Below are 12,933 nucleotides of genomic sequence, written 5' to 3'. Positions count from 1 at the left end.
AATTATGCTATTATAATAGCACTCCCTATGTTATTATTTTTTATAACATTAGCAGGAGATTTTTTCAAAAAACCTTCTAGAAGAATTCAATTATTCATATTTACTATCCTTTTAACATCAATTTCAACAGTAGGCTATATAATTCAAATAGCAAACACAGGTTTTGTCAGTTGGCTTACAGCTATAGATAATATAGAAGTTATACCATCTAGTTTATTAGTAGGTAATATTAAGCTTATAACATTTATATTTCCTCTTGTAGCTATAATACCAATGTTTACTTTAATAGTTGAGATGCTTAAAGAAGATAAAATGAAAAAAAGTATAAGAGAGTTAGAAGTAAATTTATTATTACCAACAGTATACAAAATTGATGATACCACAATTGATATTAAAATATGTGAGGATATTGAAACAGGCGAAGAATGTATTGTGCCAGAGAAAAAAACATTTGAACATACCTTTCTACAAGGAGGTACAGGGTCGGGAAAAACTGCAACGTATATTAAACCTGTCTTAGAGCAACTATTCAAGAAAAAGGCATACTTAAGAGAAGAATTAAAGAAGTTAGCATTTGAAAGTCTAGAAGAAGGTTTAGCTTATTTAACTAAGCCTGTAAGTAATCATTGGTTAAATAATAATTTTTCAATGGAATTAATTCAACCTAAACAAGATAAAAGAGAAATGTACATAAAAAAATTAGATAAATTCATTATAGGTGTAAGAGATAAAGATGAATTAATATATAAAAATGTAACTCAAGGAAAAAAAGTAGAACTGGATACTTTAGAAGGAGATATGAAATATATTATTAATACAAAAATCTTTGAGAGAGGATTAGAAATAGCAGCAGGAAAGACTCAGTTTGAAAAAGAAGATACTAATAGAGATATTAAACTTGGAGATAGGTTCAAGGATATAAGTATAATATTAGAAGATTCAACAGGTGACGATACTGATAAGGAAGAAAAGATAGTTATAGATCTTCCTAACTTAAAAGGTGAACAAAGGTATGAGATTATTGTTAATAAAAAAGGATCTGATAAGATCATATATAAAGATTTAGGAATGGCAGTTATTGCACCAGATGGTGGTTTACCTTCTGATACTATAAAAATAGCTAATGAATTTGGGGTAAAGGTACATAAAATTGATCCGACTTTGGCAGAAATTAAGAAAGGTGGTATAGCTAAATTTAATCCATTAAAGGGTGGCAGAGCTGATAAGGTAGGAGATATAATTTCTTCTATATTAGTAAGTATGGATAATGCACAAGGAAGTAGTAAATCAAATCCTTTTTTCACAAATGCAAGTATAAGGGCAGTTAGAAATTTAGTTATACTTTTAAAAGAGATATATCCTATCATGAATAATGAACTTGACCCTACATTAAGAGATGTATTAGATTGTCTTAATGATTTTGATAGTGTTATTCCATATGTAGAAACCATGAAAGAAGACGAAGTGAAAAGAAAAAAATGGGGAAGTGTAATAAGTTACTTTCAAACTTGTTTTTATCCTCCTCCTGTGGACAATAATGGAAAGATAATTAGAGGAACTAGTATAGGAAGTCAAAGGAAAAAAACAGAAGAAAGCATAACTGGAATTATAAATCAGTTGGATAACTTTATAACACGTGAAGAAGTTGATTATATACTTTGTGATAGAGAAAATAGTATAGATTTACATAAGGTAATAGAAGAAGGAGAATGTTTAGCAATCGCAACAAGACAAAATGAATTAGGAGAAAGGCTTGGTAAAGCATTCGCATTATTCTTTATACTCTCTATTCAAAATGTTGTTTTAAGTAGATTTTCTGAAGATGAAAATCCAGAGAGACCTTTCCATACTATAATTGATGAATTTCCTTTTTATATTAATGATAATACAAAAGTATTCTTTACATTTGCCAGAAAGTATAAGTGTGCAGTTACTATTGCAATACAAAACATGGCTCAATTAAGAGAAATATCTGATGAATTTAGAGAAACTATATTCACTAACACTGATACAAAAATACTTCTTCCAAAATCAAATTTAGAAGATAGAAAATATTGGTCAGAATATTTTAGCACATATACGGACTTTGAAATGCAAACAGGTACTTCATCAAGTTCAATATTTTCTGATAATCCTAAATATACAGAGACGAGAAGAGGTACAATTCAAGAAAAAAAGAATGTTAGTGAACAAGAGATTAATGATTTAACCTTTAAACAGGCTCTTTATAGTTATACTGATAGTAAAGGAAGAACTAAGATAGGTAAAGGAATTACTGATTTTATGAAAATAAATAATAAGCCTAAATTTAATAATTTTGAATTTGAAAAATACAACCCTATAATAAAAATCAAACCAGATGATAATACTGAATCTATAAACGATAAGGCAAACGATAAGGTTAATAATTATAGTGAAGAAGAAGCTAATAAATCACAGGAATTAAATGAAGAAGTAGAAATTAGTTTTGATGAAGAAGATATTGACTCAATGGAATTTGAAGAAACAAATAAAAACAAAAAAACAGGAGTGAATTTTGAGGAACAAAATGATATAATGAATAATGAACAAGACAATGAGTACAAAAGCCAAGAAGAAAGTCATGAGTCAGGACATAATAATAACAATGAAGAAGATTATAAAATTAAAGAAGATCAGTCTAATATTGAGAAAGTAATTGAAGATGAAAAAGATGAAGATGGTAAACTTGAAAGAGGTTATACTGAAGAAATTAATACAACAAAACTTAAAGTAGATAAGGATCAAGTATTAAACATTGATGATGATTTATCTGATATCAGTATTAGTTCTCAAAAAGAACAGACTATCAATGATTTTGATAATTTAAGTAATAATGATACTTTGTCTGGAAATGAAAGTTATAATACTTCAGTTATAGAAAATGAATTTGATAATGAGGAACAAAAAGAAACTACTTCTGAAACGGATGTTGTGTTAGATATTGATGGTATTGATGATTTAGAAAGTTTTGACTTAGAAGATTTAAAAAATATAAAATTAGAAAATTATGATATAAAAGGAACAATAGAGGATAAAGAATAGATAAATATAAAATGTATATAAAGGGTTGATTATATGGAAAACAACAATATATTTGTAGTTCAAAATACTGAAAAACTAAAAGAGTATACTCAAAAAGGTAATTTATTAGAGGAAATGATAAAATATAAGACTAATATTAATGGCGAGGTTAAAACTTTTGTAGCAGAAGGTTATAGATCTATAAAAGCAAAAATAAAACTGCTACCATTAAATGAAGTTAGTGATAATAATGCTGATAGTGATTTAAATATACCAACATTAGAAGACTATATAAAAAATAAAACTGATGAAGTTATAAAAGAAAATAATATTAATGCAATAGATAAAGATGAAGATATTATAGATGAAACAGAATTTGAATTTGAAATAAAAGTATTTAATAAAGAAGAAACTTTAATGGTTGAAGGATATTTAGGAGATAGTAAGGATATTTTTATACACTATGAGGATATCTTAAATAGTATTAGAGCTATTGTAAATAATATAGTTTATGATGAAAAGGAAGTTATTAAAACTACTAAAAGAAAAAAAGCTAAGATAGTTTATAATGAGGTTACTGTTTGCGATAATTGTAATAGTACAGATATAATGAAAGACCTTATAGATTACAAAGTAAAAGTATTTGGAGAAAAACAAGAATACGATGTTGAGGGATATAGATGTAAAAATTGTAATAGCAAGTGGATAACTAAAGAAATGAAAGATAATTTAATGGATAGAATTATAAGAACTAGAGAGAAGTTAAGAAAAGTTAAAGAACAAGAATCTTATAAAAAAAGATTAGAAAATAAAATCCTTAAACTAAAGGAAAAAAATTTAAAGCCTATAATAATAAATAATGTAAAAAGTTTGAGAGAAGAAAAGACAACACAAAAAAGAATAGGGGAATTTCTTGGATATTCTGAGCAGAGATATGGCTCAATTGAAAGAAATGATAATACTCCTACTATAACAACAGTAAAAGCTATAGCTGATGCATTAGAAGTTTCAACAGATGACCTATATCAATTAGAATATGTAAGTAAAGAATTTTATGATGTTATAAGAAATTTAACTTATGATGAAAAGAATCATAGATACATTACTATAAAACCTTTAGAACAATTAAATACAATGTATGATGAAACGGAAAATTATAGACAACAAAAGATGCAAGAATTAAGAACTATAAAATCTACAAATGAGATATGGTTAGAAAAAAAAGACTTAGAAAGTCACAACAGAAAATTAAAAAGAGAGATAGATAATATAAGAACCTCTAAACAAAAAGATAAAGAAGAATTAATAAAATTAAAAAAGAAACAAATAGAAACAAATACTAAGGCTATAGACAAGTTAGAGAACACAAAAGAACATCAAGATATAGAAAAAAGAGAACAACAAATTAAAGATTTAAGTAGTAAGGTAAATAACATTATAAATATAAAAAGAGATGTAGAAAAAGGTAAAATGGGAGTCCTTAAAAAGAAAAAGAAAGATAGTGTAGAAAAGATTAAAATAAAAAACTCATTGGAATATGATAGAAATGATATAAAGAATGGAAAAATGAAAGCATTATTAAAATATGATGAAGCTATAACTTCAGAACATTTCCGAAGACTTAAAAAGATTTATGATAAAGAATATAATAAAAAAGGCTAAGAGCAAATTAAGCTCTTAGCCTTTTAAAACCTGTATTTACACTAGATAACATAGAAACATTTTTAACATATTTGTTATAGGCTTTAGATAAATTTCTATTTAAAATATCTAGTGCTAAATTATAAGATTCCTTATCACTTTCTATAATTATCTTATCTTGAGACAAATATACTATAGAAAGTTTATATTTATTTCTTTTATTATATTGTTTGATATTTTTATATACTTTTATAATAAAATCTTTCATAATATCACTACTTGTTAATTTCATGTATTTGTATATGGGCATAGCACTGGATGTAGATACTCGATTTTCATGGCTAATAGTTTTATTAAAATTATAGATGAAAATTATAACTTCTTTAAATTCTTCTTTAAACTTTTTAAGATATTCTTTTATTTCTTCTTCATTTAATAAAAACTGAACTTCTGATATAAAGTATTTTCTTATACTATTTAGTGAATTATATCCCTTTATAAGTGCTTTTAATAAGGCATATGTATATAATTCATAAAGTTGTTTATCTTCATTATATTGTTCTTTAAATAATTTTTCTGCCATAGAAGGTATTAAATTATTATTATTGGACCACTCAATTAAATAGTCAATATTACTTAAATTGGCAAAAATTCTTAATTCAAGATTTTCATATTTACTTGTTATATAATATTTCTCTTTATCAGTTGTAAGGTAGGGGAGATATAGAGGATCAATATTAAAGTTGCTTTCTATAGCACCTATTTTATTATAAGGATTATAAGTTGGTAATATTCTATCAGATTTAGAATTTATCTTCCTATTCTTATTCTCTTTATATATCCTTCTAACGACCGATAAACTATAAAGAGTAGTATTGCCTGTTTTATATAAATATTCTTCGTTAAAAACAGGTTTATGTCCTTCTTGTTTCAAACCATTTAGGAGGGACTTTAAATTAGTGTATCTAGCTTTATATACCTCACTAAAAGTACTTTCATTTTCTTTAAACTTTTCATTCATAACATTTATAAATTTCTCAAACTCAATGCAGTTACAAGGTAATCCATTTAATTCACATCTTGAGATCACTTCTAGTAGTTCAAATTCTTTATTTACCATTGTAAACATTTTATTTTTATCTAAAATAGTATTAAATTTATCCTTAATTATATGCAGATTATAAATTAAAGTATTTATATTATTTGAATCCACATTATTCATGAAAGTTTTAATAAAGTCATTTATATCATTTATATGTAATTTATAAAAAATATTACTTATAAGTAATATATCATATATTCCATTTACCAAATTAAAATCATTTTTATATATAGGTTTTGCATCTAAAACTATTTTTCGTGGTTTATGAACTTTATATAATATAGAGTAATTGTCTTTATCTACATTTTCTAAATTAATAATAAAGGCATTTTTGTTTTCCGTAATAACTCTCAAATGGTTATTACCATCATTATATATAGCTATATAATAACCATTTAAGATTTGATGCCTATATAAAATAAAATCCTCATTAGTATTTATATAAATCTCTTTTAAATCTATATTTTTAAATGGTATGTTACTTATTAATTTAGAAAACTCTTCTACAGTAGTTTCTTTATTCATCTTCACACTCCATTCTGTTTTTTTGTATTAATTTGTTTTGTGTAATTTTATTCATGAAATAAATTAAGAAAGAAAAGGATTCTCGTCAAGGTCGTAATAATGTTCTACTTTATCTTGGTTTAATATTTTTTTTAATGTATCTTGGTCCGTTTTCTTAGCCATATAATAAGCAAAACTGAATTTTAAATGTTTTGGAGTATAATTACTTTGTATATTACTTCTTATAATAGCGTTTTTGAATTGATATTGATATAATCTTGAGTCATATGGTTTTCCTGTATTGGAGATAAATAAATAATTTGTAAATTCTTTATTACTTGATAGTACTTTTCTTAGGCTCATATATTCTTTAAGACTTTTATATAAAGGTGCTGCTAGTTTAAAAGTATACTTTTCATTATCCCTTAATAAATGTATTTTCTTATTCTTTAAGTCTAAATTATTTATTTGTAGATTCATAATTTCTTGTAATTGTAATCCAGTGTATAATAGAAATTTTGAGATAGTTATATCTCTAACACCGTACTTTGAATTACTAAGCTCTGCAAATATTATATTAATAACGTTTTTAGGAATATGTTTAAGTGGCCTTTCTAATTCATTTTTAAGGTAACTTACTTTTAATGCAGGATTATAATCTAATATATGTTTATTTAAAGTTAAGTAGTTTAGTAATTTCCTTATTGCCCTTAACTTTTTATTAAAGGTTTTATTTTTTAACATTAATCCATTTATACAGAATTGTAGATAATAATTAATATGCATATACTTAAGTTCTTTTACATTTTCTAACTTTGGATAAGTTACTTTTAAAAATCTATCAAATCTATGCAAATCTAATATAATTTGAGTTATAGTTTTATTGCTTAATTTCTTTTCTGAGAAAAGTTTTTGCTCATATTCATAAATATAACTTTCTAGTATAAAGTTATCATCATCAACACTATTATAGCTATTAACTAATTCAGACATTTTCATATAATCATTCCTTACTTTTAATATATTGTACTTTATAACCCTTATCTTGAAATAATTCACCTAAAATATTCAAATGACAATATTCTTCTAATTTACAGTTATCAAACAAACAAATTGTATTGTTTTGATTTAGCATATGTTTTATATCATTGATTGCATTAATGGAATCAATTCTATTTTGAAGTTCTCTGAGATATTTTTCTTTAAATTCTTTAAAATCAGTTTTAAATATAGCTTTTGATAGTTTAGCTTGTTTTAACAAATATAGTTCTAAGGATGGTGATAACTCTTTAGCTAATGCACTATTTTTAGGCAAACTATCTGTATAAGGTTTACACAATAAATATAAATCAGCTTTTACTGATAAATAATTTGTATTATCAGCAATATATATTGTACCTTTTGATTTTACCCTTTTCTTAAACTCAACTATTTTCCCCAAAAGTGACACTCCCTTTTATATTTATAATTAATTATATCATATATCATAAATGTAAAAAAGATATATGATAAATATGTTTACACAACATATGTTTTGTGTTATGATATAAAATATAATATCATATTTGAAACTATAATTTTTTATATTATATTGTTAAAATAACTATATAGCAGTATTTAAGAGAATAAAACAATAAAAAAAATATCATATATTAAATATGATATAATTAATTAAAGGAGTGTTGTATATGAATCATAATGTAAGTATGGATGGAGGCAATAGTGAGTTAAAATTATTGTATAATGGAAAATATAAAATGCAAATACCTAATGTAATAGCATTTCCTCCAGAAAATGCATATGTACAGGATAAAGATTTAGAGGGATTTGGTAGAGATAAATTAGATGTTAAAGTTACAAAACATTCTAATGAAGAATATAAGGAGACAATACATTTTGCTTTGGGTAATCTAACTGAAAATCATATTGAGAGTAGAGTATCAAAATTTGATGTGGAAAAAGCTAAAGATAATCAGTTACATAACTCTATATTAGCAAGTGTTACATATCTTATATTATATAGTGAAAAGAAGGATGGTGTTGATATAAGACATCAAAAAGACTTAAGAGTTAATCTAAGTACTGGATTACCATATAGTGAGTGGATAGATAAAGAAAATAGGACTCGATTGAAGAAAGAATTAAAAGGTATTCATAAAATTGAATTTGTACATCCTTGGTTTAAACAAAACTCGTTTCCTACGTCTATAAATTTAATTGTAGACAGAGTGAAAGTAAATATAGAGGGAGAAACAACTGCAAATCTACTGTTAAGCAAAAAGGATAATGAGTTTATAAGGAAAAATCCAGAAGAATTAATAGATAATATAGTAATGACAGTTGATCTTGGGGCTTTTACAACTGAGATAATAGGAAAACAATTTAAAGCAATATCTAATGGTGAAGAAGATGATAGATATGATATTAATAGTGAGCTTATTGTGAAACACAGAACCTTGCAAAACATATCAAAGGGTGTACCAAAAGGAATAGGACATGCTATGTTATCTGTTATATCAGATGTAGAAAATGAGCATGGAGCATCAAACAAATTTTCAAGATTCGATATTGAACAATCTCTTACTAAGCAAGGTATGAGAAATGGTAAGAGAGGTTATTTAAGAGGTACAGATATAAACATATTAGTAAATTTAGCAAGACACCTAAGAGACCTTTCAAATGTTATAGCAGGTGAAATTGTTGACTTATTAGGCAGAAGTGGCCAAAAAGATAAGTTAAAAAGAGTTTATCTAATAGGTGGAGGAAGTAAAATGCAACTAGTAACAAATGAGTTAAAGAAATCATTTAAGAACTATGGCTATGATGATTCTCTAGTTTTTCCTGTTGTTGATCCAAATCCTGTGTTTGCAAATGCTGTTGGTTATTATAAAGAGTTGATTGATACTTTAGAGAATGATGAAGAAGAAAGTGAGTTAAGTAAGTAATGGCAAGAATAAGAACAAAGCCAATAAGAAGCGGCGATAAAGTTACTCTTTTAATACCAGAAAATGCTGACCCAAAGCTATTAAAAATGTTAAATACTCCAAAATATATGAGTCCTTATGTAATAGAGATATTGACACAGGTTGCATATGAAAGATTTCCAGATATTAATACTCTACAAAATGAGAATAAAAATAATCATGATGAAGAATAGAGGTTAAAATATGGGCTTAAAAAGAAAGCTAGAATTAAAGAATGGAAGAAAAATTATACAAGTTATTTTTACAAAAGAAACTTTTGATAAACCAACTAAACAATATTTACAAAGTGAAAAGAGTATATCTAGTAGCTTAGCTACATTGGTAAATGATTTTGCCAATGGAAAATTAGTATATAAAGATAAAATTGAAGATCTAAAATTTGAAAATAAGTATGCTAACCAAGAAAATGAGATATTAAAAGAAAAAATCAAGCTATTAAAAGAAAAAGTAGAGTTTTTAGAGAAAGTTTCTCAAAGTGAAATTTCAACAAGCAAAGATATAAATAATTTGTCTTCAAGTAATTTATCTGAAGTAAATAATAATAATGAAAAAATACAAGGTGTTAAAGAGTCAAACAAGAAAGATACTGATATTGATAATATCATAAGTAAACCGGTTGAAGTTAATAAAAAGGTTGAGGATTCTATAAAAAATAATAACAATGATGTTGCTAAAGATAAAGAATTAGAAGAATTAAGTAATCTATTTAGTGATGAAAGTACAAAGGTTAAAAGTGAACAAAAAGAACAAGTTAAAAACTCTGGGTTATCAGTAATTGATGGAATTTTAGGAGGTAACGAATTTCTAGATACAGGATATGGATTATCTGATGAAGATGATATAGAAGATGATATATAATCAAAAAAGGTGCTATGTATAAATTTATACATAGCACCTTTTTTGATTATAAAAATAATATTTGATTTCAAATAAACACAATAGATATATTGTACAACTTTAAAAATTGTGGTATAATTTTTATATGTTATAATTTTGTCCATAACATATAAAATTTGTATATGATTTAGTGTTAAGTTTTTCAAATGTATTTGTAGTTTAATAAAAAAGGAGTGATGAATGTGTATAAACAATTAACTACCACTGTATCCTCTTTCTTAAATGTAAATAATATGCTTAATGTAATCTTAGGGTTACTATTAATTTGTCTATTGTTTATTATTTTAAAGAAAGTATTTTATTATATTTATTCTCATGTAAGACATATAGCTAACTTATTTTTTAGCATAAATTTACCAGACCTCAGTAAAAAAAGTAAGATTTCTTTTAAAGATAAAGGAATAATAAAAGATGAAAAAAAGATTAAAGAAAACATAAAAAAAATAAACGATGAAAGACTTGGAACAAAAGTTCACTCATATTCTAAGGAAGAAAGTATCAAATATGGATTTTATGATGAGGTACAGAATAAAAGACCTATGGAAATAGAATATAAGAGAACAAAATTATCTGGTAATAAACATTCATTTGAAAGAGAAAAGCTTATTAGGAAATTGCGAAAAAATATGATTTTTCTCTATATGTTATATGAAGAACAATATATAAAAAATAAAACAATCTATGTTTATGTTGAAGATGTGGTTAATAATAGAGCAACGCTAAATGATGGAACTGCTATATACAATATTGATTTAGGTGCTTTTTATGATGTAGGTGGTAAGTTTGTTTACATAAATTTAGATAAGGAAGGAGATGAAATAAAAGTAAAAAAAATAATTAAAGACACTTGAAATGTTTAGGAGGGTATTATAATGAAAAAAATCGGTTTTATCTTGGTATTGTCTTTAGTGCTTACAATTTCTTTAGGGTTAGTAGAAACTAATAATGTACATGCTGATTCTATAAAAAACACTATGAATGATATTAAATCTAGTGGAAGTGTAATTGATAAATCTGGAGATGCTAAAGGGCAAATTATGGGTATTGTTAAAGATGTTTTTGATATTGCTATGATAGTTGTTACAGGTATAGTTTTGGTAAGTGGAATAATGACAGGTGCACAATTATCTGGGGCTGGAGATAATCCTCAGAGAAAAGCTCAATTGAAAAATAAGTTGTATTGGCACATAGGTGGACTTATATTCCTTGCTAACTATTTAGCATTCTTCAGCTTTATTTCAGATAATGTAAATATTTTTTAATACATTTAGTAAAAGCTTATAGAAAAATAAAAAAAGGATATAGCATTATAAAAATGTCTATATCCTTTTTAAAATATAAAATAAAGATTTTAAAGGAGGTAGACTTATGGCACATTTAACTCCCCAAGAGTTAAAAGGAGAAGAAAGGTTTTTTAGTATACCTGCAATTAATCTTCACTTTAATAAAAAGGGTGCTTTCTATAATGGTGGTGTTACTGCATTTGCTGCAATTATAGGTAAGTTGACAAACTTATGGGTTTTTTTAGGATTGTTTTTAATTCTTAATATTATCGCATATCCATTAGCACATATACCAATACCGAAAAAGAAGTTTGAAGGTGGAGGAGTAGGTTTAGATATATATTTATTGAGGAAATACAAGTATAAAAGAAATTCAAAAAAAATTTACATAAGAAGGAGAGGTTATTAAGTGTTAAGTGTTGCTAAATATATTATATTTGGAGTATCTTTTTTAACTATAATAGGTTTAGGTATAGTTTTGTATAGAGATAATAAAAGTACAAAAATAAAGAAGAATGATAACAATCCAATAAATAATAAAAAAAGTAAAAAAAATAAAAGTAAAAATAAGAAAGAATCAAATAAAGATAATAAAAACAATGAAGATATTAAATATGAATATACACAAGATTTTTTAGAGTTTGAATCTATAGAAGTCTATACCCAAAATAATCCATTAGGAATAATTAAAAAGGATAAATATAACTATGTTTGTTTATTAGAAGTATATGGAGTTAATTTTAATTTGCTTGACTTATCAGAAAGAAACACTCTCGAAAAAGAATTTCAAAAGTTGTTAAATGGTATTGATTATCCAATTCAATTATTTATACAGAGTAGAAAAATAGATATAGAAATGTATATGAAAAACTACTTAACTAGGTTAAAAGAAATAGAAAATGAATATAGTAGAGCATTAAAGAAAATAGGATATCTAAAAGAAAAATCTAATAATGAAAAAATCGCAGAGTTAGAATATTGGGAAGAGCAGTCTTTAAAAATTAAAAGCAAATATCAATATGGTAGAAAGCTAATGAATTATATAGAAAGAAGATTTAAACAGAAACATATGTTGGAAAGAAGATATTATATAAGCTTGGCTTTTACCCATAATCCAAATAAGTATAAAGAGGAATTAAATGATAAAGAAATCTTATCAGAAGCTTTCTTTCAGTTAATAAATAAGGCAGAAAGTATAATAGGTGCATTAAAAACTACAAAATTAAAAGGACAATTGTTAGATGGAAATACTCTAGCAGAAGTATTGTATATATCTTATAACAAAGCAGATTATGAAAATTATAGGATACAAAATGCTTTCAAAAGTGGTTTTAGTCATCTTTATACAACTGCAGATAGTATGGAAGTTAAAGATATGAAACTTAGGTTACAGGAATTAAAAAAGGAAGAAAATAATTTAAAAGAAAATTTAGATAACAATATGGAAGTCAGTGAAAGTGAAAAGGTAGGTGCATAATTT

12 protein-coding genes are annotated in these 12,933 nt (G+C 25.1%); 9 read left to right on the top strand and 3 right to left on the bottom strand.

Translation table 11 applies throughout. From position 1 onward, the window contains the following. Nucleotides 1–27 precede the first annotated feature (27 nt). Nucleotides 28–3,063 (top strand): type IV secretory system conjugative DNA transfer family protein, encoded by a 3,036-nt coding sequence (locus D3Z33_RS12360; protein WP_160198080.1) that lies wholly within the window; start codon nucleotides 28–30, stop codon nucleotides 3,061–3,063. A gap of 33 nt (nucleotides 3,064–3,096) precedes the next feature. After that, nucleotides 3,097–4,704, top strand: a complete 1,608-nt coding sequence (locus tag D3Z33_RS12355; protein ID WP_160198079.1) for a helix-turn-helix transcriptional regulator — start codon at nucleotides 3,097–3,099, stop codon at nucleotides 4,702–4,704. Between the two features lie 7 nt (nucleotides 4,705–4,711). On the opposite strand, the gene D3Z33_RS12350 is transcribed toward D3Z33_RS12355, so the two are convergent. From D3Z33_RS12350 to D3Z33_RS12340, 3 genes are all read right to left on the bottom strand, one after another. Beyond that, a complete protein-coding gene (locus D3Z33_RS12350; RefSeq protein ID WP_160198078.1) occupies nucleotides 4,712–6,310 on the bottom strand; it encodes a hypothetical protein in 1,599 nt (532 codons plus the stop codon). Nucleotides 6,311–6,373: 63 nt separating this feature from the next. After that, nucleotides 6,374–7,288, bottom strand: a complete 915-nt coding sequence (locus D3Z33_RS12345; protein ID WP_160198077.1) for a tyrosine-type recombinase/integrase — start codon at nucleotides 7,286–7,288, stop codon at nucleotides 6,374–6,376. A gap of 4 nt (nucleotides 7,289–7,292) precedes the next feature. Continuing rightward, the gene (locus D3Z33_RS12340; RefSeq protein ID WP_160198076.1) at nucleotides 7,293–7,730 is read right to left on the bottom strand and encodes a DUF488 family protein, N3 subclade; all 438 of its coding nucleotides are present in this window, start codon (nucleotides 7,728–7,730) and stop codon (nucleotides 7,293–7,295) included. A 247-nt stretch (nucleotides 7,731–7,977) separates the two neighbouring features. On the opposite strand from D3Z33_RS12340, the gene D3Z33_RS12335 reads away from it, so the two are divergent. The 7 genes from D3Z33_RS12335 to D3Z33_RS12305 all read left to right on the top strand — a co-directional run bounded on the left by D3Z33_RS12335 (nucleotide 7,978) and on the right by D3Z33_RS12305 (nucleotide 12,930). Continuing rightward, nucleotides 7,978–9,234: a ParM/StbA family protein gene (locus D3Z33_RS12335; protein WP_160198075.1), complete on the top strand. Its 1,257-nt coding sequence runs from the start codon at nucleotides 7,978–7,980 to the stop codon at nucleotides 9,232–9,234. Next, complete coding sequence (locus D3Z33_RS12330) at nucleotides 9,234–9,446, top strand: hypothetical protein (RefSeq protein WP_160198074.1); 213 nt, start codon at nucleotides 9,234–9,236, stop codon at nucleotides 9,444–9,446. Before D3Z33_RS12335 ends, D3Z33_RS12330 begins: the two co-directional genes overlap by 1 nt. A gap of 10 nt (nucleotides 9,447–9,456) precedes the next feature. Continuing rightward, entirely contained in the window at nucleotides 9,457–10,131 is a 675-nt protein-coding gene (locus D3Z33_RS12325; protein WP_160198073.1) for a hypothetical protein, read from the top strand. Nucleotides 10,132–10,352: 221 nt separating this feature from the next. Beyond that, complete coding sequence (locus D3Z33_RS12320; RefSeq protein WP_160198072.1) at nucleotides 10,353–11,021, top strand: hypothetical protein; 669 nt, start codon at nucleotides 10,353–10,355, stop codon at nucleotides 11,019–11,021. A 21-nt stretch (nucleotides 11,022–11,042) separates the two neighbouring features. Further along, nucleotides 11,043–11,432, top strand: a complete 390-nt coding sequence (locus D3Z33_RS12315; protein ID WP_160198071.1) for a hypothetical protein — start codon at nucleotides 11,043–11,045, stop codon at nucleotides 11,430–11,432. A 106-nt stretch (nucleotides 11,433–11,538) separates the two neighbouring features. Then, nucleotides 11,539–11,862, top strand: a complete 324-nt coding sequence (locus tag D3Z33_RS12310) for a hypothetical protein (protein WP_160198070.1) — start codon at nucleotides 11,539–11,541, stop codon at nucleotides 11,860–11,862. Beyond that, entirely contained in the window at nucleotides 11,863–12,930 is a 1,068-nt protein-coding gene (locus D3Z33_RS12305; RefSeq protein WP_160198069.1) for a hypothetical protein, read from the top strand. The last annotated feature ends 3 nt before the right edge of the window (nucleotides 12,931–12,933 follow it).

Source organism: Senegalia massiliensis, from assembly GCF_009911265.1.
Lineage (GTDB): Bacteria > Bacillota > Clostridia > Tissierellales > SIT17 > Anaeromonas > Anaeromonas massiliensis_A.
This window is presented reverse-complemented; position numbering and strand designations above follow the sequence as displayed.

Bases quoted from the DNA above. Each gene is read 5' to 3' on its own strand.
- D3Z33_RS12335 (WP_160198075.1), top strand. From the start codon at position 7,978: ATGAATCATAATGTAAGTATGGATGGAGGCAATAGTGAGTTAAAATTA.
- D3Z33_RS12315 (WP_160198071.1), top strand. From the start codon at position 11,043: ATGAAAAAAATCGGTTTTATCTTGGTATTGTCTTTAGTGCTTACAATT.
- D3Z33_RS12310 (WP_160198070.1), top strand. From the start codon at position 11,539: ATGGCACATTTAACTCCCCAAGAGTTAAAAGGAGAAGAAAGGTTTTTT.
- D3Z33_RS12350 (WP_160198078.1), bottom strand. From the start codon at position 6,310: ATGAATAAAGAAACTACTGTAGAAGAGTTTTCTAAATTAATAAGTAAC.
- D3Z33_RS12330 (WP_160198074.1), top strand. From the start codon at position 9,234: ATGGCAAGAATAAGAACAAAGCCAATAAGAAGCGGCGATAAAGTTACT.
- D3Z33_RS12345 (WP_160198077.1), bottom strand. From the start codon at position 7,288: ATGAAAATGTCTGAATTAGTTAATAGCTATAATAGTGTTGATGATGAT.
- D3Z33_RS12325 (WP_160198073.1), top strand. From the start codon at position 9,457: ATGGGCTTAAAAAGAAAGCTAGAATTAAAGAATGGAAGAAAAATTATA.
- D3Z33_RS12360 (WP_160198080.1), top strand. From the start codon at position 28: ATGTTATTATTTTTTATAACATTAGCAGGAGATTTTTTCAAAAAACCT.
- D3Z33_RS12355 (WP_160198079.1), top strand. From the start codon at position 3,097: ATGGAAAACAACAATATATTTGTAGTTCAAAATACTGAAAAACTAAAA.